This is a genomic window from Shewanella spartinae (assembly GCF_019457555.1).
Lineage (GTDB): Bacteria > Pseudomonadota > Gammaproteobacteria > Enterobacterales > Shewanellaceae > Shewanella > Shewanella loihica.
In genome coordinates, this window is record NZ_CP080418.1 from 888,085 (window position 1) to 910,928 (window position 22,844).

Here is a 22,844-nt window from a genome sequence, read left to right on the forward strand (position 1 = left end):
GACAGGACGTCGTCGCGGAGCCTCCAAGGATGGAAGTACGGCGTGCTAAAATTGTGTTTGCACATCCATCGCCGGGCAGGCGATTCAAAGCAATGCAGCGTGATGATGTTAATTAGGTGAGTGCGATAAAGTCTGTAGATGCAAATACCAAGTCTTTCCATCCATGGGCTCCGGGGATAAGTACAGTCCATGTACAAAAAAGCCAGTCGTTAGACTGGCTTTTTAATCGAATCACATTTGCGCTAGCTGGATGTGATTTATGCTTCTTCTAAGTTACCGCAGAAACGATAGCCTTCGCCGTGGATGGTGGCGATGATCTCTGGCGTATCAGGCAAGCTTTCGAAGTGTTTACGGATTCGACGAATGGTCACGTCCACGGTACGGTCGTGTGGCTTAAGCTCACGGCCAGTCATCTTCATCAGCAGGTCGGCACGGGTCAGGATCTTGCCTGGGTTCTCAACGAAGTGCAGCATGGCGCGGAACTCACTGCGGGGCAGCTTGTACGACTCGCCTTGTGGGCTCACCAGTGAACGGCTGTTGATCTCTAGGCTCCAACCGTTGAAGCGGTAGAATTCTACGGCACTCTTTTCTTCGGTTTCGCCGCCGGTGCTGTTGACGCGAGTCAGCAGGTTACGTGCACGGATAGTCAGTTCGCGTGGGTTAAATGGCTTGGTGATATAGTCATCGGCACCAATTTCCAGACCCAAGATCTTGTCAACTTCGTTGTCACGGCCGGTAAGGAAGATAAGGCCGATGTTATTGATTTCACGAAGTTCACGCGCAAGTAGCAGACCATTCTTACCTGGTAGGTTGATATCCATAACCACAAGATTGATCTTATTTTCCTGCATGGCTTTATGCATCTCTGCGCCGTCATTGGCTTCAGTTACCACATATCCTTCAGCCTCGAAAATACTTCTTAGCGTGTTCCGGGTAACGGCTTCATCTTCAACGATCAGAATGTGCGGGTTTTGCATATTTATTTACCTAATATTTGTTTAAAACTGTTCTAACCATGAGCGCTAGTTGGTGCTGCTGCGCCCTATCTGTCTTCGCGACAATTACCGAACTCACGTAGTGCTTTTATCAAACCCAATTGGTACAGCAACACACTTCATGATTAGTAAAGTATACGTATCTCTTTCAAAAGACACGCGAACTGTTACTCACTTCGATTAACAATAGTTGGGAATAGTTCCGTTAACTATGTAATATTTTCAAGTTTAAATGCTAAATCAGCCTAAGCTCACATTTTATACAGGAAATTGACTAACTTTTGATGACCTTGTCGTCGACAAGATGTAACAAAAAGTATTTCATCGTGAGATGAGTGGAAGTGAATCAACGAACTTATTGTACTCGTTTTAGTCATTTGTTAACAAATGAAATGTTAACAAAATTCCTTTGAGATTTGATGTAAATCACATTTGCGTACGTAAGATTCTGATTTTAATGGTATTAATAAAATTTAATAAAGTGACCTGTCTCACACCTCTAGGAAGGCGGAGGAATTTTGCTATAATCGACGGAATCTAATTTAGGAATATTTTAGTGATGAGCACAGCAAGCGAACACCTTTGGCAATGCTATCAGCAAACGCAGTTCTTACTTACGCAACCTTTCTCTCCTTCGTTATCATTTGCAATCATTACCGCTCATAATCCTAAAGGCCAACACCTTTCTCCCTCGCAAAACCGTCTCCTCGACAAACAGCTTCAACGTCATATTCAACGTCTCCAATATCCTTATCGTGCCCTGATCGGCGCCTCCAGTGACAGAGGTCATATGGAGAAGAGCTGGGCCGTGTCTATCGATAAGGCCGCAGCCGTAGATCTTGGCAAGGTGTTTAATCAAAACGCCATCTATTTTGTCGATGAGGACGAGCTGCAACTGGTGCCTTGTCTGGTGGAGTATGACGAGCTCACCCTGGGCAAGTTTTCTGCCCGGGTCTGTCTGGTTAGCGAGCTGCCCGACATCAGCCGCTAGCAGGCGGGGGAACTTGAGAGGCTTTCATCAAGACAAGCTAAAATATCGTTGACTTTTTATTCGGTTATTTGATAGTTTTCTTGCATCCTGACCTTAAGGTTAGTGATACAGAAGAGGAGCGTTAACTAGGTAGTAAGCCCGAGGAGTCCAAACTCCGTTGACGGTTTATGAGGGAGATTAACGCCGAGGTAAAGAGATGTTTGGTTTCATCTATTTATCGGTCGACTGGGCTGAATCCCATCGATTGTCACCTGTTTTTTGGTGGAGAGCTTCTGGTGGCAATCGCTGTTTCCCGTCTTGGGGTGCGTCATCTTTGCACCAGGCTCTTCGAACGAAGTAAGTTCGGAGCGTATTCAATGTTATCTATTTCTTTTGTGTCATCGTCAGCTACTTGGGTTGAGGTGCGCTAATGTCTATTGTTGTTGCTAAGTTTGGTGGTACCTCGGTTGCCGATTATGAGGCGATGAACCGCTGCGCCGATATCGTATTGGCCAATCCTGAAACCCGCGTGGTGGTCGTCAGCGCCTCGAGCGGTGTGACCAATCTGCTGGTGGAGCTGACTCAGGAGCATGTGGACTTTGAGCGTCGTCAGCAGCTGCTCAAGGCGATCGCCTCGATTCAATACAAGATCCTCGACGAGTTGGGTCAGCCCCATGATGTGGCCGCCCGTCTCGATGCCATCTTAAGTAAGATTGCCAGCCTGAGCGAGTCGCTCTCCCAAAACCGCAATAAGGCGACCACAGACGAACTGCTTGCCCAGGGTGAGCAGTGCTCATCTGTCTTGTTTGCTGCCGTGCTGAGAGAGAAGGGCGAGCGGGCGAGTGCCTTCGATGTGCGTCAGGTGATGCGCACCGACAGTCATTTCGGTCGCGCCGAGCCGCAGATAGAAGCGGTTAAGCAGCTTTGCACAGAGCATCTGTTGCCCCTGCTTAGTGAGCAACGAATCGTGACCCAAGGTTTTATCGGCGCCGATGAACAGGGAGCCACCACCACGTTAGGCCGTGGGGGCAGTGACTATTCGGCGGCCCTACTTGCCGAGGCGCTGGATGCGTCTGCGGTTGAGATCTGGACAGATGTGCCGGGGATCTTCACCACAGATCCACGCCTCGCGCCGAATGCGCGTCCTATCCCTGAAATAAGTTTCAACGAGGCGGCCGAGATGGCCACCTTCGGTGCCAAGGTGCTGCACCCGGCAACCATTTTGCCTGCGGTCAGACACAAGATTCAGGTGTTTGTCGGCTCTAGCAAGGCTCCTGAACTTGGCGGCACTTGGATACGTCATCAGGTGAACGACGAGCCTATCTATCGCGCCGTGGCGGTGCGACGCGACCAGACGCTACTCAATTTGCATAGCCTGCAGATGCTTCACGCTCAAGGCTTCCTGGCCGAGACCTTCGCCACCTTGGCGCGCCACAAGATCAGTGTGGACTTAATCACCACCTCAGAGGTAAACGTCTCTTTGACGTTAGATAAGACGGGTTCAGATTCTGCCGGAAACAGCCTGCTGAGCGAGGCCTTACTGCAGGAGCTGTCGCAGCATTGCCGCGTGCGGGTCGAAGATGGCCTGGCGCTGGTGGCGATAGTGGGCAATAAGATTGCCACCACGTCGGGTGTATGTCGCCGCGTGTTCGAGGTGTTAGAGCCCCACAATGTGCGCATGATCTGTCAGGGCGCCAGCCCACATAACTTATGTGTCCTGGTGGCCGAGTCTGAGGCGGCTCAGGTCGTCAGCGCCCTGCATCAAAACTTGTTTGAAGGGTCACTATGAAGCCGGGTCGTTCTACGCTAAAGATTGGCGAGCTCGCCACGGGTCAAGATCTCGAGCTGAATCTGTTTGAGTTTGCCCCTGAGGTGCTGACCGGGCCTAGCGTCTATATTCAGGCTAACGTCCACGGCGCCGAGGTGCAGGGCAATGCGGTGATCTATCAGCTGATGCAGGCCCTAGAAGGCTGTGAGCTGCGCGGCAAGATCACCTTGGTGCCCCTGGCCAATCCTCTGGGAATTAATCAGAAGAGTGGCGAGTTTACCCTGGGCCGGTTCGACCCCATAACAGGGGTAAACTGGAACCGCGAATATCTCGACCATAAGCTGGATATTGCTAGCTGGTATCAGGGCCATAAACACCTGAACGATGCCGAGCTGATCGCCCATTTCAGGGCCTTGCTGGTCGAGCGTTGCTATAGCCGTCTGCATGAGCCATGGGGGATCACTACGGGCCATCGTCTGGCGGTGAGCCTGCAGCAGATGGGCCATGAGGCGGATATCGTGCTGGATCTGCATACCGGCCCTAAGTCGTGCAAGCACCTCTATTGCCCCGAGTATGACCAAGATGCTGCCAAGTATTTCTCTATTCCCTATACCCTGCTGATCCCCAATGAGTTTGGCGGGGCCATGGATGAGTCTATCTTCTGCCCTTGGTGGCAGCTGAGCGAATACCTGGCCACTCAGGGGCGCGAGATTGAGGTGCCCGTATCGGCCTTTACCCTGGAGCTTGGTAGTCAGGAGAATGTCGACCTGGCAGATGCCCTGGTGGATGTCGAAGGGATCATGGCCTATCTGAGCAAGCGCGGCGTGATAAGTGAACGGGTTGAGCCAGCAGAGATGCCACGCTACGCCTGTTACCTGAAAGACTATAAGAAGTATCATGCGCCGCAAGGCGGTTTGGTGGAGTACAAGGCTAAGGTGGGGCAGCCGCTCATGGTCGGTGAACCGCTCGCTAACATCTTGCGTGTCGACAGATATGGTGAGGAGGATGCGATAGTGCCTCTGAGTTTGCCGGTGGACTGTGTGCCCGTACTACATTTTGCCTCGGCGTCAGTGTATCAAGGCACAGAGCTCTATAAGGTGATGACTAAGGTGTTTGCGCTTTAGGTTTGGCTTTTAGCCTGGTGGATTTGTACTTCATCGTTCAGTGCTTGGTTTAGTCGCCTTTCGCGTTATCAATAAAAAAGGGAGCCAAGTGGCTCCCTTTTTCTGTTCAAGCTATCTGCTTACTTGCGACGACGTAGCGCGGCAAATGGTAGCATCAGCAGAGCGAACCAACCCAGTGAACCACCACCTGAAGATTTCTCTTCCTTGGCGTTAACTGTGATAGTCGCCGTACCCGCTTCACTCTCTAGCTCACCATCGCTGGCAACGACAGAGAAGGTCAGGGTGTTGTTACCTGCTGGAGCAGTAAACTTAATTTCTGCGCCACCGTTGTTGAAGGTAACAGGTGTACCTGCAGTCTGTGTCCAAGTGTAGGTCAGGCTGTCACCATCAACGTCTTTGCCATTGGCCTTAGCGGTTACCACGAAGCCTTCGGTACTTGTCATACCTGTAGGAGCCACGGTAGGTGCATCGTTGATGTTGTTAACCATAACATTAACAGTGGTCGCTGCGTTCAGGTTGCCTTCGGCATCCTTAGAGGTGTAAGTGAATGAGTCTTTACCGAAGAAATCATCTTCTGGTGTATAGGTAATAGAACCATCTTTCTCTAGAGTCACTTCACCGTGTGCAGGCTCGTCAACCAGTGTTGCTTCACCTAGTGCACCAGCTGGCGCAACATCGATGATGCGTTGTGCGTTAGCTGTCATGCCGTCACCAGTTACAGAGACGCGAGCTACTTTCTGGCTAACAGTGTCGTTTTCTAACACGTTTGCTTCCAAGGTCGCTTCTTCGTCAACAGAGAAGTTGTCTGTTTGACCTGGGTTGAAGCTAGTTGGCGTCGCCAGATAGTCGATCTCTACGCTGCCTGAAGAGGTCGCTTGCAGTGCAACATAATCGTCAGTAGTGACAGTGCCACCTTGTCCGTTGTAGTGGAAGGTTGTACCTACGCTACCGCTGATGTTTTCTGCACCGATAGTGACATTGCTTGGCATGTTAGGGATATCTAGGTAGTTGAACCAAATATCTTCTACGTCACCAGTTTGGATCCAAAGGCTGAAGCTGTACTTGTTGCCAGAGGCGTCAGCATATAGCTGGGCATCTTTCCACTCGACAACAATCCACTCGTTACCACCAGCAGAAACAACCTGGATACCTAGCTGTCCGCCACCCGTGTCGCCGACAGTGCCGTCGCTCAGGTCGTAGTCACTCCAGAACGGTGCCAGGATGTTGTTTGGATTCGCGCTATCTGGCAGTTCCTTGTTGTTCCAAGTACCAGATGCTGAACCGCCACCAACGATTGCGATACCGTTATCAGAGATGGTTAGCTGGGTGTAAGTTGCACCGTTGTACTTGAACTCAGGTAGGTTGAAGGTGAATGATTTCTCATCACAACCATCAGCACAAGCTGGTACATAGGCCAGGTCTAGGTCGAAGATACTTGGGCTAGCGCCAGTACCTTTGGCAGACTTAATCTGTGGCAGATCCAGTTGACCTACCCAGGTGATGCGACCAAGCGCTTCATCAACTTCGAAACCGTTTTGCGTTGCGCCGTTTAGCGTAACTTCAACGTCATCGGCAGAAGTAAGTTTAGTGCCTTCTGGTGCCATAGCGGTAACAGTTACAGTGTTTTCAAATACTGTGTTGTTTACAACGGCTTTGATTGGCATATCTTCAGCAGCTGTCAGATCAGCCTTGGTTGCCATGGTAGAGATCAGTGAAGAATCACTTGATTCTTTAGCCAGGATAGCAACTGGTAGGTGAGCGTCTTGGTGAGATGCGCTCTTGATCATGACGTTACCGAAGATCCAAGCACCGTATTCGCTGAAGGTTGAATCAACAGTCACAGTGAAGGTTGCTGATTCGCCAGCTTCCAGTTCCAGTGATGAAGGCGATACGCTGATACCTGCGCTGTCAGAAGAAGCTGAAAGCTCCCAAGAGGTCTTCTCGTCACTCTTGTTGTATACGGTACGAGTGAAAGTACAAGGACCGACACAAGAGTCAGAAGCAATTGAAGGCTTGTCGAAGGTCAGTACTGCTTTAGCCGCAGCATCTAGATCCATACGACCCGCGCCCATTGCAAATGGATCGGCAGGAGTCGCCGCATCATCATCGAGTACGCCTGCCATGTGAGCAGTAGAAGTTAGCGCTGTCTTGATGTCATTTGCTGACCAATCAGGGTGTAGCTGGCTCATCAGTGCAGCAGCACCTGCAACGTGTGGGCTCGCCATACTGGTACCAGACATAGTGGTAAAGTCAGTACCATCTTCATCAGGAGAAGTTGCCGACAGGATAGAGGTACCTGGCGCAGCAAGATCTGGCTTCAGAATGTTTTGGTTACCGTTAGGACCACGAGAGCTAGACTGGTTCAGGATATCGGCAAACTTGCTGTTAACGATACGAGTCACTTCAGCCGCGATAGTACCTGTGGTGTCATCACCCAGATCTTCAAGGATAGCTGCGCCGTCGGCGTCAGAAACCATCACTGCTGGCAGTGTTGAATCTGGCATGAACATAGAGATTGGAGCGCCTGGTACGCTGTTGTAAACGACCATAGCTTTCGCGCCCGCAGCCTCGGCATTTTCAGCCTTGGTTGCGAATGAACATGAACCGCGAGAGATCAGGGCGATACCGTCTTTGAAAGAGTCGGCAGCAAATGGCGTACAGCCAAGGGTGTTCTCTGCGTCAATGTTAGCTGCAGCGATGATAGGTGCAGTGATATCTGCCTCTAGCAGGCCATTGTTGCCCTGCAGTGCAAGAATCTCTTCACCATCAACGGTTAGGGTGTTAGCAAAGAAACGACCAGTAGTAGTGTTAGCAACGGTAATACCTGATTCGATACAGGCTGGACAACCGATAGTTTGTGGGCCGTTACCATCGTTACCTGCAGCGGTAACAACGACTACGCCAGCCGCTTCAGCAGCTTCATACATAGCCTTGTATGGGCTGTTGGCTGGGTCGCCACCAGCGCCGCCACCCCAAGAGTTGTTGATAACATCTGCACCATCGTTTACGGCGTGCTCCATTGCTTCCATCAGCATGATGTTAGAGCCGCTGCCGCGTGCACAGTCAGTCTTAGTAAATAGTGCCTTATAAACCATCAGGTAGGCTGCAGGTGCAACACCAGATAGTTCAACTTCAACACCTTCGTAGGTAGTGGTGACTTTGTTACCTACAGAGGTACCGGCAACGTGAGAGCCGTGACCACCGTAACCCAGTGGGCTCATATGCTCGTCGGCACACACTTCAAAAGTAGGTTGTGACCAACGGGCAACGATTAGTTTGTCGTTACAGAAGCTTGCATCTACTGTCGAACAGTAGTCGTCGCTTGGCATTCCTTCGGCTGGTTTTGTGAAACCTTCGCCAGCAAACATTGGGTTTTCTGGGCGAATACCTGTATCAATTACCGCTACACGAATGTCTTTACCGGCGTTTTCCATGCCAGAAACCGCTTCCCACATCGCTTCAGTGTTAATGACGTCGTGAGATGAGTCCATGTTAGCTTCGTACATAGTCTCAGGGTAGACAGACTTAACGTTTGGCATGGCCGCTAGCTGCTCGATGCTCAGACCTTGACCAACAATAGTCACACCATTGAATAGGGTCTTGAAGCTTTGCTCAACTTTGGCGTTAGGTACTTTCTTCGCCAGTTCACTCACAAATTGTGACTGCTCTTTGGCTAGGAAACTGGCGTAGCTTTGAGCTGGCGCAGACTGTACGTTAACTTTTTGGCCTTTCTTAGGGGCTGTGGCCGCCATTGACTCGATGCCGCCTTGGTATTTAGCAACGGCAGGAGAGTTCAGTTCGATGATGAAGCGCTGCGGAGCCACTTGTGAAGGCTGAGAAGCTGCTGGCTTCTTGTAGCTATCAGCAGAAGTGATTTCCGGAGCATAGGGATTTGCGGTGTACTGGTTGCTGGCTACAGCCGCACTCGAGATCAGCGCCGCTGAAATGGCTAGAGATAATTTAGTTTTCACAACTTCTTCCTTGTCAAATAGAAGTGTTTTGAGACACAAAACACTATTGGTATTGCTGTAACTTTGGTTACTAATCTTTTCTTATTTTGTTGCCGCTATGTTGACGGCTTGTTCTTTTTAACACAAAAGATTACCAAAGTTAAAGCTGGTAGAAGAAAAAGTTGTAAGCGGTTTTTAAATAGTAGTATCCACTAAGGCTGTAAGCCCCAGTGGTACTGGATTAAGGCTTCACGGCGCGGCTGATAGGATTTTGTAAACTGATGAGTGTCTCGGTGGATTGGATCTCATCGATGGATTGGATACGGTTGATCAGTACATGTTGCAGGCCATCGATCGACTGGCACATTACCTTGACGAAGATGCTGTAGTTCCCCGTGGTGTAGTAGGCTTCGGTGACCTCTTCTAAGGCGTTGAGTTTGGCGATGGCGGCGGGATAGTCGCCGGCGCTCTTGAGGTTGATGCCGATAAAACAGCAGACGTCATAGCCGAGGGCCTTAGGGTTTACCGTGATCTGGGCGCCCGTGATGATGCCCGCCTGTTTCATCTTTTCTACCCGCACATGTATGGTGCCGGCGCTGACGCCGAAACGTTTGGCCAATTCGGCGAAGGGGGTGCGCGCCTCTTCCATAAGCGCCGAGAGGATCTGGTTGTCGAGCTGATCTCGCTGAAATGAACTATCCATTGCTACATACCGTTTTAAGTCAACATTATGAGGTAATTTACGGTATTGGTTAGCTAACGGCTAATCTTTTAACGAATTAAGTAGATTTTATCGCGAAGCAGGCCCAGTGAATGCCGATGAGTTAACACCGGGCTCTATTGCTCCTCGGTGACATCCGTGAAGGGGATTGGCGTGCTGAAGGTCATAGGCTGTTTGCGGTAGGGATGAGTCAGACTCAGCGACTGGGCATGCAGCAGCAGACGCGGTGCTAGGCGTTTGGCCAGTGGGTCGGCGTAGAAGTTATCGCCCAGGATGGGGTGCCCTATGGCCATCATGTGCACGCGCAGCTGGTGAGAGCGACCTGTGATCGGCGTGAGCTTAACCAGGGTCGAGCGCTTGGCACGGCTGACGACTTCGAACAGGGTCTTAGATGCCTTACCGATTTGATGATCCACCTTCTGTTTCGGGCGGTTGGGCCAGTCGCAGATCAGCGGATAGTCGACGCTACCTTGCTCCGCCTTCAGATGACCGGCGACCCGGGCATAGTAGATCTTATGGGTCTCGCGATCGCGAAACTGGCGCTTAAGTTCCCGCTCGGCGCTGCGCCTGAGGGCCACCACGATAACGCCTGAAGTCGCCATATCCAGGCGGTGAACTATCTGGGCGTTGGGGTGATCGCGTAGGACGCGGGTGTAGACGCTGTCATAATAGGCGGGGTCGCGGCCAGGCACGGACAGTAGGCCTGAGGGCTTGTTGACCACCAGAATATCTTTATCCTCATGAAGGATCTCGAGCCAGGGCTCGGTGGGCGGCGCATACACAAAATCAGACATGGCAAACCTTGGGTGTTAAATCGGGCTGCAAAGATACCTTTAGGGCGCGGGCGGCGCAAGTGCTACCCACGAACCCTGCGTGGTTTAGCGGGCCTAAAAGCTGTGGCCATTGACATGCATGATGGCAAAGGTCCAGACCACGAACGCCAGGCTGAGGTGGATAAAGGCGTAGATGCTCTGATCCAGTCGCTCAATCCCCTTGGCCTGCCAGATCAACTTGCCATGCAGCAAGATGTTGAGGGGAAACAGCATAAACAGCGGGTAGAAGGCGATGGCGCTGTCGTCACCGAACAGGGCGCGAGACACTATCGACCATAAAACCATGAGGGCGGTGACCAATGGCGGCGCGGCGAGTCGGTACTGTTCGGGATAGGGAAACATCTATCGTCCTTAACGCTGTGAGATCCTAGTTAGCCGGTTTACGGCCAATATATTGCGCCTTGAAGCAGGGCGTCTCTTCACAGCCTACATTACCTTCGAAAGCGTGCAAAGTCTCCCAGCCACAAAAGCACTGCGATAATTCGCCTTCGGCCAGCAGGAAGTTGGGGTTCTTGGGCCTGCCCACCTCGGCCTGCTTCTCTATGAAGGTCTCGTAGATGATGAGACCGCCGGGTTTGATATTCGCTTTGATGAGCTCAAACAGCGGGCGGTGCAGGTAGTTGAACACCAGGACTATGTCATATCGCGACTCGGGGAGTCGTGGCTCGCCGCTTTCCAAGTCGAGCGCTAACGCCTGACACTGCTTAGGTACAGCCGCGAGTCTGCCAAGGTCTCTGTCGAGAAAGGTGACATGGGCGCCATGGGCGGCCAGCCAGAGGCCATTACGCCCGCTGCCGCAGGCTAGGTCGAGCACCTCGGGATGGCTATCGAGTTCGAGAAGCTGGCTGCTTTGCGTCAGCAGCGGAGCGGCTTCAGCCTTTAATCTCTTTTTGTCCATCGAGGCGTCGTCCATGAATTACTGAGAAATGTCTGAGCCCGGCCGGGCCGTGGGAGACGATCACCGACAGCAAAACGATGGCGATCAGCAGCTCGGGCTTGTAGTTAGCGAGGGGAATAAACAGCGCCAGCAGGCAGAGTTTCACCAGGGTCAATACGCCCTTTAGTTGGATCAGCCAGCGCCAGTCTCTGACCACTTCCCAGAGCATCAGCAAACTGCCTGTGCTCATGGCCAAGATCCAGTAGTTGCACCACAGGCTTTTATCCACCCCGAGTAAGATGCCGCCACCGGCACCTGTTATGCCTAAGATGTGCAGGGCGCGCAGGCTGGTCTTGCTCAGGCGTTGCAGCCAAAACTGTTTCTCGGAAATCTGTTTGTGCTTTTGACTCATGGGGCGAAAGAAGACTGAAAATTTGCGCCAGCTTAGCAGGAAATCGGCATAAAACACATTGACGGCTCACAAAGTTAACTATTTCGTGATCTAAGCGCGATTTATCTTTGCTAAGTCACATATTTCATTAGCTATAATGGAGCCAAGACAGGCAGGGGCTTTGTGATACTAGGGTGACAAATCTCTGTCTAATGTTGAATCACTTTTAGGTAGCTAAGATGAGAATAGGTTTTTTTAGTGCTAAGCACTATGACATGGAACATTTCAACCGCACCAACCAGGCCTTTGGCGCTCAGATTGAGTATTTCGACTATCGCCTCTGTATGCAGTCGGTCAAGCTGGCCTATGGTTTCGAGGTGATCTGCGCCTTCGTCAACGATTCGCTATGTGAAGAGGTATTGGTAGAGCTAGCTAAAAATGGCACTAAGATCATTGCGATGCGCTGCGCTGGATTTAACAACGTCGATCTCGAGGCGGCCAAACGCCTGGGGATCAGGGTGGTAAACGTTCCCGCCTATTCGCCCGAGTCGGTGGCCGAGCATACTGTGGCCCTGATGCTGACCCTCAACCGTAAGGTGCACAAGGCCTACCAACGTACCCGCGATGCCAACTTCTCCCTTGAGGGGCTGGTGGGCTTCAACATGCATGGCCGCACCGTCGGCGTGATCGGCACGGGTAAGATTGGGGTGGCGACCATCAAGATCCTCCTGGGCTTCGGCTGTAAGGTGGTAGTTTACGATCCTTATCCTAACCAGGCGGTGCTGGATATGGGCATCGAATACCTGTCGCTGGATGAGCTCTACGCGGTGAGCGACATCATCAGCCTGCATTGTCCGCTGACCAAAGAAAACCATCACCTGCTCAACAAGGCGAGCTTCGATAAGATGAAGCCTGGTGTCATGGTGATCAACACCAGCCGTGGCGGTCTTCTAAATGCTTTCGATGCCATGGAGGCGCTCAAGACGGGGCAGATAGGTTCCCTCGGGCTGGATGTGTACGAGAATGAGAAAGAGCTCTTCTTCGAGGATAAGTCGAACCAGATCATCCAGGACGATGTGTTCAGACGCCTGTCGGCCTGCCACAACGTGATCTTTACCGGTCACCAGGCCTTCCTCACCGAAGAGGCGCTGGGCGCCATTGCCCACACCAGCCTGACCAATGTGCGTCAGCTGCTCGATGGCGAAGCGTGTCCTAACCAGCTATTTTAACTTCTTTCGCTACTTTAATTTCGTCAGCCGGGTTTCACCTGACAAGGGGAGCCCAGGCTGATAACTTAAGGATAAGTTTATTGGCCTGAGGGCAAGATTATGATGGTAAAACAGGAAGTTCACGACATAGACACGCCCACGGGCACCATGCGCTGTTATCTCTATCGTCCCGACAGCGAGGGCTTGTTCTCGACGATCATCTTCTACTCGGAGATTTTCCAGCAGACCGCGCCAATCGCCAGGGCCGCGACCATGTTGGCCGGTCACGGTTTCGTGGTCTTGGTACCGGAAGTCTTCCATGAACTCAACCCCATAGGCACTGTATTGGCCTATGACGATGAGGGCAAAGACAAGGGCAATCAGGATAAGTTTACCAAGGCGCTGGAACATCACGACAGTGATACCCAGGCCCTAGTCGACTTTGCCATGAGCCAGCCCTTCTGCACCAATCAGGTTGGTGCCATGGGTGTCTGTATCGGCGGTCATCTGGCCTACCGTGCCGCGCTCAATATCGATGTGGTCGGTGCCTTCTGTCTCTACCCCACGGACATTCATTCAAGTACCCTGCCGGCCAATCCGGGTAATGACTCCCTCAGTCGCACCGGGGATATCGAGGCGGAGTTGGTACTGGTGTTTGGTAAGCAAGACCCCCATGTGCCGAGCGAGGGGCGTAGGCTCATCTACGATAGACTCACTGAGACGGGGCGCAAGTTTACCTATCTCGAGGTCAATGCCCAGCATGCCTTTATGCGTGATGAGGGCGACAGATACGATCCCGCGTTGGCGCTACAGATCTATCAGCAGGCGGTGGCCTTCTACCATCGGGTGCTGCGCTAAGCTGCGTGCGTAAAAAGTGAATAGAACAAAAAGGCGAACCTAAGGTTCGCCTTTTTACTTTAGTCGAGACAATCCGCGCTAGAGGCTAGCTAGAGCCATTTGCGGCGCCTGAATAGCCAGATCAGTACTGCCGTGATGGTGAGCATCACCCCCCAGACGATGAAGTAGCCATCTTTGTGTTTTAGCTCTGGGATATACTCGAAGTTCATGCCATAGATGCCGGCGATAAAGGTCAGCGGCACGAAGATGGCGGTGATGATGGTCAGCACTTTCATGATGTTATTTAGCCTGTGGGCGCTGATGGAGATATAGCCATCGATCAGATCGCTGGAAACCTGATAGAAGAGGTCCGCCAGGCTGGCCGCCCTGTGTTGATGCTCGCAGACGTCGTTGATCTCATGGTAGAGGCTGTCGTCGAAGGGGATAGAGGGCTCGCTGCGTAGGCTGTCGAACAGCTCCACATGGTAGTGAAAGTTGCGTCTCAGGCGGGTGAGATCTGTCTTGTAGAGCACCACCTCGGCCAAGATCTTATCGTCTGCGGTGGTGAGCATCACGGTTTCCAGCTCCTCTAACCGGCTCTCGAGGTCGAACAGGATCTTATGATAACGCTTGATCACGTAGCGGCTGAGCTTCAGCGCCACGGCGCCTGTGTTTTGCAGCGACAGCTCGCCCGCCTCCAGCGAGGTCATGGTGCGCTCGATGGAGAGGGAACGCTTGCTGTGGCGGGTCACGATAAAACGCGGCCCCACAAACAGCGCCAGCACTATGTTGTCGCAGTTGATGGAGTCAGAGTCGGCCGACAAGCCCCTGAGCAGAATAAAGGTATGGTCATCGAAGTCCTCTATCTTAGGAGGATGGCGATCGCGCGAGGCGTCCTGCAGCGCCAATGGGTGCAGGCCGAAATCCCGCTGCAACGACTCGCTCAGCTCGCTGTCTATCTCGCCGTCGATGTTGAGCCAGAGTATGGTGTCGTCCCTCTGCTGCCAGCTGGCGACCTGAGACGCGTCGCCCCGGGTGAGCGAATTATTTTGCGGATCATAGAGTAATGTCGTGAGCATCGCGGCCCCCTGTCGGTTAATCGCTTTGTACTTGAGTATGGTCTTTCTCGGGCGATTCGCTCAAGGGCTTGGCCTGAGTGTGCGCCTGAGTCAGTTTCAATACCCCTTTCTGTAGCATCAGGTTGTTAGGGTAGGTGATGGTGATGCCGTCGCTGCGCTCGATCAGCACATGAAACAGGCTGATCTCGGCGATGATGCCGCTGACATCTTCATCCTTGTCGATAATCTTGATGCGATCGCCAATACGATAGGGGAAGACGAAGAAGATCAAGATCCCGGCGGTGATGTTACTCAAAATTGACCACTGGGCCACCAAGGCTACGCCGAGCACGGCAAATACCGAGGAGATAAACAAGGAAACCTGCTGATATTCGATGCCGAGTGAGATCACCCAGAGACAGGCGATGATGATAAACAGCAGGTAGGTAATATATTGGGTCACCATCTTGGTGCGTTTAAAGGAGACCTGTTTGGACTCGGCCAGCTTGGCGATCCAGTTGGTGAGCAGACGCTGGGCGAAGATGAAGATGCCGATGTAGAGACAGCTGACGAGTAGGGTTTGTGTCATGGTAAATTGCAAATGAGCCAAAGATTTCAAACAAATACTACAAGGCTTGCCCGATTGCAACGCGAGAATGATGGGGCGAATGAGCGTAGGGGGCTTGGCATCGGAGGAGGCTGCTTAGTTCTTACCCTTAACTCACAAACTAAACCCGCGTGCCTGCCTCACGTTTTGTATAAGGCTCTGTAAAAGGTTTCAGGAAAGGGATCTGCCTGCTGTTGTGTGCGCAGTTGCCTTTGCTGTTGCCTTTGCTGTTGCCTTTGCCGTTGTGGGGGCTTTTGCGGCATACTAGCGCCTTTATTTCGCCTAACCTTTATTGCGTTTGAAAACCTGCGCCTAAGATGAGGCGTTCCTGCGGAGAGACAGATGTCAGACTATACCACCCTATATACCGGCGAAGATGACCACGGCCCACTGCTGGTCATGGAAGATAAGGAGGTTCGCCTGCTCTCCTTTGGGGATAACGATGAGCAGAGCAAGCTGCTCAAGTCGGCGCTGCATGTGCCCATGCATACCTATCTGCAGGCCATGTTGCTGGTGCTGCTTTTTATCAAGCCTAAACGCGTCATCGTACTCGGCCTGGGTGGCGGCGGCCTCATTCATGCACTGCGTAACTTCGACCGCGGGATTAATATTACCGCGGTAGAGCTGAGGGAGGCAGTGATCGAGGTGGCCAAGCGTTACTTCTGGTTGCCGCTGGGTAAGAAGCTCAACCTGATTCATCAAGATGCCAATGCGTTTCTGGCAGACGGGGATCATAAGAAGGCTGACGTGATCTTCGCCGACATTTACCATGGCGACGGCGTGGACGAGCAGCAGCTCAGCGAGACCTTTATCGCCAACGCCGCCGCCCTGCTCAAGAGTGAAGGTTATTTGGTGCTTAACTGCTGGAAGGAGCATAGCCGTAACGCCACCCTACTGGCCCTGTTACAGAAACACTTTAGCGACGTGCGCGCCTGTCTGACGGGTGGTGGGAACTGGGTGGTACTCGCCGGTAAACAGGCGCGTCAGATAAGCGCCAGCGGCCTTAAGGCCGAGGCGCAGCAGTTGTCGCTGCTGCTGGACTTTCAGTTGGGTCGCAGCCTGACCCGCTTCGAAACCTGGGAGTGAGACCGACTCGCTCCCCTTAATCGGTTTTATGTCGTCATGCCAATGATAATCTTAAAAACCGATTAGTATGATAGTTTTTATCCGTTATATTTAATTATCCAGTCTCGTTATTATCTCCTCATCGACAACGAACACGGGGTCAAGGCAAACGCCTCACCCCACAAATTTACTGTTAATAACGAGCACTGGAGCAAGCAATGACTCAATCTATCATCAACACCGAAATCAAGCCTTTCTCAGCCACCGCATATCACAAGGGCGATTTCGTCTCTGTGACTGAGCAAGACCTACTGGGTAAGTGGTCTGTGGTTTTCTTCTACCCTGCCGACTTCACCTTCGTCTGCCCAACAGAGCTGGGTGACATGGCTGACCATTATGAGAAGCTACAGTCTATGGGTGTTGAAGTTTACTCTGTGTCTACCGACACTCACTTCACTCACAAGGCGTGGCACGATAGCTCAGACACTATCGGCAAGATCAACTACCCAATGATCGGCGACCCAACGGGTGTTATCTCACGCAACTTCGGCGTGATGATCGAAGAGGAAGGTCTGGCGCTGCGCGGTACCTTTGTGATCAACCCAGAAGGTCAGATCAAGGTTGCCGAGATTCACGACCTGGGTATCGGTCGTAGCGCTTCTGAGCTGGTTCGTAAGATCCAAGCGGCTCAGTATGTTGCGACTCACGACGGTGAAGTTTGCCCGGCAGCATGGCAGCCAGGTGAAGAGACTCTAGCGCCTTCACTGGACCTGGTTGGTAAGATCTAAGATCTTCCTCCTCAAGGTCGCCCGGGTCTCATCATCTCGGGCGACCCGGCGAAAGCCAAAGTAGTTTAATCATCATTCTTTTTCATTGCCGGTTCACCTCCCCCTGCATGCGAGCCGGCAATTTTTCCCTATGTTTTTGGCTCCCTTATGGGGGCCACTTTTTCCTAGGAGTTATCATGTTAGATGCGAATGTGAAAAATCAGCTGACTACCTATCTGCAAAACCTCAAGCGCCCAGTTGAACTTGTCGTATCGGCAGATGAGCGTCCTAAAGCAAAAGAGTTATTGTCGCTGGCAACCGATATTGCCGCGCTTTCAGAATTAGTGTCATTGACCGAATCCGTGGGTGAGCGTACCCCGTCGATGACTGTGACTAGCCCTGACACCGGCAGCCAGATCCATTTCGCCGGCCTGCCAATGGGCCATGAATTTACCTCACTGGTGCTGGCCCTGCTGCACACAGGCGGCCATCCGATCAAGCTCGCACCTGAGGTGATAGAGCAGATCCGCGACCTGCCGGGCGAGTATCGCTTCGAGACCTATGTATCTTTGAGCTGTCAAACCTGTCCCGAGGTGGTGCAGGCGCTCAACATGATGTCGGCGATCAACCCTAACATTCAAAACACCATGATAGACGGCGCCCTGTTCCAGGATGAAGTGAACGAGCGCAACATCATGGCGGTACCCTCTGTCTACCTGAACGGCGAGCCGTTTTCTGTCGGTGGTATCAGCGTGGTCGAGATCCTCAATAAGCTGGACGTCAACGCGGCCAGCCGTCAGGCGGAAAAGCTCAGCCAGAAAGAGGCTTTCGACGTGCTGGTGGTCGGCGGCGGCCCGGCTGGCGCATCGGCGGCCATCTATGCGGCCCGTAAGGGACTGAGAACCGGCATCCTGGCGGATAAGTTTGGTGGTCAGGTGGCCGAAACCGTTGGCATCGAAAACTTTATCTCGGTCAAGGCGACCGAAGGGCCTAAGCTGGTGGCCAACCTGGAAGCCCATGTTCACGACTATGATGTCGATATCATGGATAACCAGCGCGCCCTGAGCCTCAAGTCAAGCGAGCTGTTTGAGATCCAGACCGAAAGCGGCGCACTGCTGCGCAGCAAGACGGTACTTCTGGCCACGGGCGCTCGCTGGCGCGAGATGAATGTGCCGGGCGAGAAAGAATATCGCGGCAAAGGCGTCGCCTACTGCCCACACTGTGACGGCCCGCTGTTTAAGGGCAAGCGCGTCGCCGTGATTGGCGGTGGTAACTCGGGCATAGAGGCGGCCATAGATCTGGCCAATATCGTTGAGCATGTTACCGTGCTGGAGTTCGACAGCAAGCTACGCGCCGACGAGGTGCTACAGCGTAAAGCGGCCTCCATGGGCAACATCGAGATCATCACCCAGGCGATGACCACAGAAGTGGTGGGCGATGGCACCCGGGTACAAGGCCTGAACTACACAGACAGAGCCACGGGTGAGCAGCACCATGTTGCCCTGGCGGGTATCTTCGTACAGATAGGTCTGGTGCCTAACGCCGAGTGGCTCAAGGGCACAGTTGATCTTAGCGAACGCGGCGAGATCATCGTCGATGCTAAAGGCCAGACGTCATTGCCAGGCGTATTCGCCGCGGGCGATGTGACCAACTCTGCCTTTAAACAGATCATCATCGCCATGGGCAGTGGCGCGACAGCCTCTCTGGGCGCCTTCGATTACCTAATCCGTCTAGGCGAGCCGGCGGACGCGGAAGCCGCTTAAAGGTACAAAATGCCACAAAATAAACAGTCAGCTTTATGCTGGCTGTTTTTTTTTTCGTCTTTATAATTACTTAAGCTTATGACGAAAGCAGAAGAGGGCGGGCACAGACACGATGAATAATAAGCCAAAAAGCTTTGACGAACTCCTAGTCCAAGAAACCCACATCTATCTTTGCCGCTCGGTAAAATGGACCGCCTATCTCTCCGTGTTTCTGCTTGTCGCCATCTTCTTTGCGTCCATGCTACAGATGAATAGCCTTCTGACGCTGCAGGATCTTCTGGTGCTGCAGATGCCGACCCTATGCATCGCCCTGTTTGGTCTGGCCGGGATCCTCTATCGTCAGCCAGAGCAGCATCGCATGGGGCTGGTGCTGGCCTATCTCTTGGTGTTAGAGGTCGCCTGGATCTACTTTGTGGTGGGCCATTACTGGCTCACCAGCTCCTATAACCTGTTGGGTGAATATGGCTCTCTTGCCACAGTCGATTCGGTAACCGACGTGCTGGTATTTACCTTCGCCATCTCTCTTTTCCCGGTGCGCCGCTGGCTCCTAGTCAGTGTGGTGCCTCTGCTGTTGGTCAGCCTGGTGACCCGGCTTATCGAGATCCCGGAAAATCCTATCTTTGCCCTGACCAAGTTCGTCTGTCTCTTGGTGATCATCATTACCGGGCAGAAGGTGCTGCTGCAATGGTTTCGTAAGGCAATCTTGCGCGACGCCGAGAAACAGCAGCTGTTGCAGCAGTTTAAGCGAATGGCGCTCATCGATGGTCTAACTGACCTGAGTAACAGGCGTCATTTCGATGAGGTGCTCGCCCTGGAGATCAAGGCCGCCGAGCGCACTGGTGACCCCCTGAGCATGATCCTGTTGGACGTGGATTTCTTCAAGCGCCTCAACGACAGCCTGGGCCATAGCGATGGCGATCGCTGTCTGGTAAGGCTGGGTGAGGTGTTACACGGGGTGGCCTCCCGGCCTCGGGATCTGGCGGCACGCTACGGCGGCGAGGAGTTTGCCATCATTTTGCCCGATACAGATCTCAGCGGTGCGCGTCATATTGCCGAGCAGATACGTTATGAACTCAAGGACGCCGAGATCCCCCATCCAGACTCGACGCTAGGCGCCTATGTCACCGTCTCTCAGGGCGTCTGTTTGTGGCAGCCGGGCTTGGATGCGGATGAGCTGCTGGCCAGCGTCGATCAGCTTCTCTATCAGAGCAAGGCGCAGGGACGGGATAGATTCAGCGCTGGGGTGGCCAAAGGGGAGGCGGCCGAAGATAAGGTCGTCAGTTCCTACCAGTCGTGACGGCGCCTCTGTAAGGCGCCCATAAGGCTAGCTGTATTTGGCGTCTATGGCCTTGAGCGAGCGTAAAAACAGCCCCAGACCGCCAATTGCCAGCACCAGTATGACCAAGAGATCGAAGGTGGTCATGGCCCTGAGGTTGAATCTGACGCTGGAGAGTACACCGAAGATTAGTGCTGTGAGCGAACCTAGGGTCAAGAGCCAACCCAGCAGGTTTCTGGCGTTATAGAAGATGATGCCTATGCCGAAGATAAGCGGGATCAGTATGGTGCCGCCGGTGATCCCCATGCCACCGACGTTGTAGAGTCGATAGCCAAGGCTAAAGTTTGAAGTCACTGAAATGGCGTTCAGCAGCAGGTAGAAACCGCCGCACATCATCACCAGGCCCACTAAAAACAGGCCTATCCCTCCGGAACTGCCGCCGGCTCCTCGCATCTTGTTATCCTCCATAATTAATCTTCCACTATTTGTGACCAGCAATCTGTAACCAGTTTTGCCAGATTTGCACGCCTGGGCATATCACAAGGTCGGCCCAGCTTAGTATTTTTTACCTCGTTAGCCAAATATCTTTGTCGGATGTTGGCAGCCCTTTAGCCTGATACAGGGAGGTGAGCCTGAGATCAGATCAAAGCGGCAACAATCAAGGGTCATAAAAAAAGCCCTCATGATGAGGGCTTTGCGAAGTTCGCTCTGATCTAAGCTGTGGTATTAATGTTGTGACCACTATTTCCCACAGGCCCAGCGCTAGGCGCCGAGTCAACCGCTTCAATCAGTTGTAGTGCAATCTCTCCCTCTGCCTGCTGCTGCTCTTTGGCGAGCTGTGCAACTTTAACCCCAACGCTTCCATTGCTTAGATTAGGTTGTAGATTACTGGTTCCAACTGTTATTGCCATGATTACCGCCTTAAACTGGGTGAGAGCCTATAGTTAACCGAAAAATTCGCTTAGGTTAACTATAGTGCTATCGGCAGCGTTTTGGAAAACTTTAGCCTTTGCCAAATTAACTGGTGGCGCCGCGTCTCTCTATCAATTTGCGTCCCATGCTGATGATGAAGGTCAGGCCGATGGAGGCGAAGATCAAGCCAATGGCCAGGCCGGCATTTTGCAGTGCGGTCGGATCCAGGGCCAGCATGCCACCCAGGCCAATCATCATGATCCCCGACATCAGCTTCAGGGTCTGTCCCTCTTTCTCGGTGAGCTTGCGCTTACCCAGGGTAGCGCTGAAGGCGATCACGATAGCCGCCAGCGGGATCACATAGACTATGTTGTAGAAGGCCAGGTAGAGGTAGCGCTCGAATGCCGGCAGCTCATGCATAGATAAGACGCTGGTGTAGATCATCGGGAAGCCTGCGGTGCACAGCAGCTCATAGGCGTTGGCCAGGATGGCCAAGACCACAGTGCCGGCAATCATCGCCGCCATGCTACTGGCGCTGGTGAGTTTACCCATGCGCTTGATAAGTCCGGTGCGGTTTTCCGCCGACATGGAGAGGCTGACCTCGCCCTTGGTGAAGAAGTATTCCTTGATGTTGATGGCACCGGCGACCAATGCCATCAGGCCCGCCCCGAGTATGATGAGGCCGCCATCGCTCCCCGCGCCCAGTAGCTCGAAGATGTTGAGCCAGGCGATCATAAACAGGAAGTAGATAAAGCCCGAGAAGAAGACGAAGATGCCGCCGACGATCAGCATGCGGCTGCGGCTCTTGGCGTTGACCATGATAGAGAGTAGAAACAGCAGTACGAAGAAGGCGCAGGGGTTAAAGGCATCGACCCCGGCGAGCACCACGGTCAACACTGGCAAGGAGAGCTGCTCTGGCGCCACCACGCCGATCAGCGGCAGCTCTATGGGTTGTACCTTAGTGACGGGCGCTGCAGGTGCGCTCTCTTCCAGCCCTAGGTCACAGGTACCGGATTCGCTACTGGCGCTACAGGTGGCAAACAGCGGTTCGCCCTCAGCGGATGCAGTCCCGGTCTGGGTCACCTGATCATCGTCTGCGACCACACCGCCCAGGGCGCGGTAACAGGCCTTGAGCTGCTGCAGAATAAATTGTCCCGTCACGGCTTCGCTGCTGTAGCCTACGGTCGCCTGTTCACAGGCGGCGATATAGGGCACGGAGCGGGCGGCAACCTTGGTCTGCTCGGCGATTTCCTGCCATTTTTCCTGAGTCCCCGCCTGAGACACCATGTGTGACTCCAGTTCTATCCAGGGATACTTTTCCGGCAGACTGTCGATGAAGGGGTGCGCCTCGGCGCAGTGCGGACAGGTCTTAGACCAGAAGAAATAGAGCTTAATCTTCAGCTGGCCGTCGGCGTCGACATAATGCCAGGTGGCATTCTGAGACGCAGTGTGTTCCTCGGCTTGTGCGAAGCTGGGTAGTGCGCTCGAGAGTAACAGAAAACAAAACATCAGGGCTCTAAACATAATCCCTCCCCGGGGCTGACTTGCCAAAAGACGATGACAAAGGCGTTCTAGGGACAGTTTACTGCGGGTGCTGGGGGAGACTAAGTTTATGTTTAAGATTTGCAACACAAATCTTGAAATGTACAGGAAGTGTTAACTGGCGCGGATTTTTATCTATCGTCAAGCTGCCGCCTCGCCAATTTTGAGGGAGACGGCCTG

Annotated in this window: 21 protein-coding genes and 1 riboswitch; of the genes, 9 read left to right on the forward strand and 12 right to left on the reverse strand. The window is 52.9% G+C overall.

What is annotated here, in order from left to right; translation table 11 throughout:
• Nucleotides 1-257: 257 nt before the first annotated feature.
• A complete protein-coding gene (gene arcA, locus K0I31_RS03965) occupies nt 258-977 on the reverse strand; it encodes a two-component system response regulator ArcA (RefSeq protein ID WP_011864583.1) in 720 nt (239 codons plus the stop codon).
• Between the two features lie 577 nt (nt 978-1,554).
• On the opposite strand from arcA, the gene K0I31_RS03970 reads away from it, so the two are divergent.
• From K0I31_RS03970 to K0I31_RS03980, 3 genes are all read left to right on the forward strand, one after another.
• Nucleotides 1,555-1,986, forward strand: a complete 432-nt coding sequence (locus K0I31_RS03970; RefSeq protein ID WP_011864584.1) for a DUF3293 domain-containing protein — start codon at nt 1,555-1,557, stop codon at nt 1,984-1,986.
• A 103-nt stretch (nt 1,987-2,089) separates the two neighbouring features.
• Nucleotides 2,090-2,266: riboswitch (Lysine riboswitch) on the forward strand.
• A 129-nt stretch (nt 2,267-2,395) separates the two neighbouring features.
• Nucleotides 2,396-3,754 carry a lysine-sensitive aspartokinase 3 gene (lysC, locus tag K0I31_RS03975; RefSeq protein ID WP_011864585.1) on the forward strand — a complete coding sequence of 453 codons (1,359 nt, stop codon included), beginning with the start codon at nt 2,396-2,398 and terminating at the stop codon, nt 3,752-3,754.
• Nucleotides 3,751-4,857, forward strand: coding sequence for a succinylglutamate desuccinylase/aspartoacylase family protein (locus K0I31_RS03980; RefSeq protein ID WP_220079985.1), 1,107 nt, complete (start codon nt 3,751-3,753; stop codon nt 4,855-4,857). Before lysC ends, K0I31_RS03980 begins: the two co-directional genes overlap by 4 nt.
• 119 nt (nt 4,858-4,976) lie before the next feature.
• Here the strand turns inward: K0I31_RS03980 and K0I31_RS03985 are convergent, their stop codons facing one another.
• The 6 genes from K0I31_RS03985 to K0I31_RS04010 all read right to left on the reverse strand — a co-directional run bounded on the left by K0I31_RS03985 (nt 4,977) and on the right by K0I31_RS04010 (nt 11,650).
• A complete protein-coding gene (locus K0I31_RS03985) occupies nt 4,977-8,828 on the reverse strand; it encodes a S8 family serine peptidase (RefSeq protein WP_220079986.1) in 3,852 nt (1,283 codons plus the stop codon).
• Nucleotides 8,829-9,048: 220 nt separating this feature from the next.
• Nucleotides 9,049-9,510: a transcriptional regulator AsnC gene (gene asnC, locus K0I31_RS03990; RefSeq protein WP_011864588.1), complete on the reverse strand. Its 462-nt coding sequence runs from the start codon at nt 9,508-9,510 to the stop codon at nt 9,049-9,051.
• 134 nt (nt 9,511-9,644) lie between these two features.
• Nucleotides 9,645-10,322, reverse strand: coding sequence for a bifunctional tRNA pseudouridine(32) synthase/23S rRNA pseudouridine(746) synthase RluA (rluA, locus tag K0I31_RS03995; protein ID WP_220079987.1), 678 nt, complete (start codon nt 10,320-10,322; stop codon nt 9,645-9,647).
• 93 nt (nt 10,323-10,415) lie between these two features.
• On the reverse strand, nt 10,416-10,703 hold the full coding sequence (locus K0I31_RS04000) for a hypothetical protein (RefSeq protein ID WP_011864590.1): 288 nt from the start codon (nt 10,701-10,703) through the stop codon (nt 10,416-10,418).
• Between the two features lie 25 nt (nt 10,704-10,728).
• On the reverse strand, nt 10,729-11,259 hold the full coding sequence (locus tag K0I31_RS04005) for a class I SAM-dependent methyltransferase (RefSeq protein ID WP_220079988.1): 531 nt from the start codon (nt 11,257-11,259) through the stop codon (nt 10,729-10,731).
• Complete coding sequence (locus tag K0I31_RS04010) at nt 11,234-11,650, reverse strand: hypothetical protein (RefSeq protein ID WP_220079989.1); 417 nt, start codon at nt 11,648-11,650, stop codon at nt 11,234-11,236. Before K0I31_RS04010 ends, K0I31_RS04005 begins: the two co-directional genes overlap by 26 nt.
• A gap of 218 nt (nt 11,651-11,868) precedes the next feature.
• Between K0I31_RS04010 and K0I31_RS04015 the strand changes: the two genes are divergently transcribed.
• Together K0I31_RS04015 and K0I31_RS04020 are read left to right on the forward strand one after the other, a co-directional pair.
• Nucleotides 11,869-12,858, forward strand: a complete 990-nt coding sequence (locus K0I31_RS04015) for a 2-hydroxyacid dehydrogenase (RefSeq protein WP_220073186.1) — start codon at nt 11,869-11,871, stop codon at nt 12,856-12,858.
• A 99-nt stretch (nt 12,859-12,957) separates the two neighbouring features.
• The gene (locus tag K0I31_RS04020) at nt 12,958-13,695 is read left to right on the forward strand and encodes a dienelactone hydrolase family protein (protein WP_220079990.1); all 738 of its coding nucleotides are present in this window, start codon (nt 12,958-12,960) and stop codon (nt 13,693-13,695) included.
• Nucleotides 13,696-13,784: 89 nt separating this feature from the next.
• Here K0I31_RS04020 and K0I31_RS04025 read toward each other — a convergent pair whose 3' ends face one another.
• Both K0I31_RS04025 and K0I31_RS04030 read right to left on the reverse strand, forming a co-directional pair.
• On the reverse strand, nt 13,785-14,753 hold the full coding sequence (locus K0I31_RS04025; RefSeq protein ID WP_220044351.1) for a magnesium transporter CorA family protein: 969 nt from the start codon (nt 14,751-14,753) through the stop codon (nt 13,785-13,787).
• Between the two features lie 16 nt (nt 14,754-14,769).
• Nucleotides 14,770-15,321, reverse strand: a complete 552-nt coding sequence (locus K0I31_RS04030) for a mechanosensitive ion channel domain-containing protein (protein WP_011864596.1) — start codon at nt 15,319-15,321, stop codon at nt 14,770-14,772.
• Between the two features lie 360 nt (nt 15,322-15,681).
• On the opposite strand from K0I31_RS04030, the gene K0I31_RS04035 reads away from it, so the two are divergent.
• From K0I31_RS04035 to K0I31_RS04050, 4 genes are all read left to right on the forward strand, one after another.
• On the forward strand, nt 15,682-16,425 hold the full coding sequence (locus K0I31_RS04035; protein WP_220079991.1) for a spermidine synthase: 744 nt from the start codon (nt 15,682-15,684) through the stop codon (nt 16,423-16,425).
• Nucleotides 16,426-16,622: 197 nt separating this feature from the next.
• On the forward strand, nt 16,623-17,192 hold the full coding sequence (ahpC, locus tag K0I31_RS04040; protein ID WP_011864598.1) for an alkyl hydroperoxide reductase subunit C: 570 nt from the start codon (nt 16,623-16,625) through the stop codon (nt 17,190-17,192).
• Between the two features lie 176 nt (nt 17,193-17,368).
• Nucleotides 17,369-18,934, forward strand: a complete 1,566-nt coding sequence (gene ahpF / locus K0I31_RS04045; protein ID WP_220079992.1) for an alkyl hydroperoxide reductase subunit F — start codon at nt 17,369-17,371, stop codon at nt 18,932-18,934.
• Nucleotides 18,935-19,046: 112 nt separating this feature from the next.
• Nucleotides 19,047-20,231 (forward strand): GGDEF domain-containing protein, encoded by a 1,185-nt coding sequence (locus K0I31_RS04050; protein ID WP_220079993.1) that lies wholly within the window; start codon nt 19,047-19,049, stop codon nt 20,229-20,231.
• A gap of 27 nt (nt 20,232-20,258) precedes the next feature.
• On the opposite strand, the gene K0I31_RS04055 is transcribed toward K0I31_RS04050, so the two are convergent.
• The 3 genes from K0I31_RS04055 to K0I31_RS04060 all read right to left on the reverse strand — a co-directional run bounded on the left by K0I31_RS04055 (nt 20,259) and on the right by K0I31_RS04060 (nt 22,646).
• Nucleotides 20,259-20,663, reverse strand: a complete 405-nt coding sequence (locus K0I31_RS04055; protein ID WP_220080772.1) for a hypothetical protein — start codon at nt 20,661-20,663, stop codon at nt 20,259-20,261.
• Between the two features lie 260 nt (nt 20,664-20,923).
• A complete protein-coding gene (locus K0I31_RS20095; RefSeq protein WP_011864602.1) occupies nt 20,924-21,121 on the reverse strand; it encodes a hypothetical protein in 198 nt (65 codons plus the stop codon).
• A gap of 106 nt (nt 21,122-21,227) precedes the next feature.
• Entirely contained in the window at nt 21,228-22,646 is a 1,419-nt protein-coding gene (locus K0I31_RS04060) for a cytochrome C biosynthesis protein (protein WP_220079994.1), read from the reverse strand.
• Between the last annotated feature and the right edge of the window lie 198 nt (nt 22,647-22,844).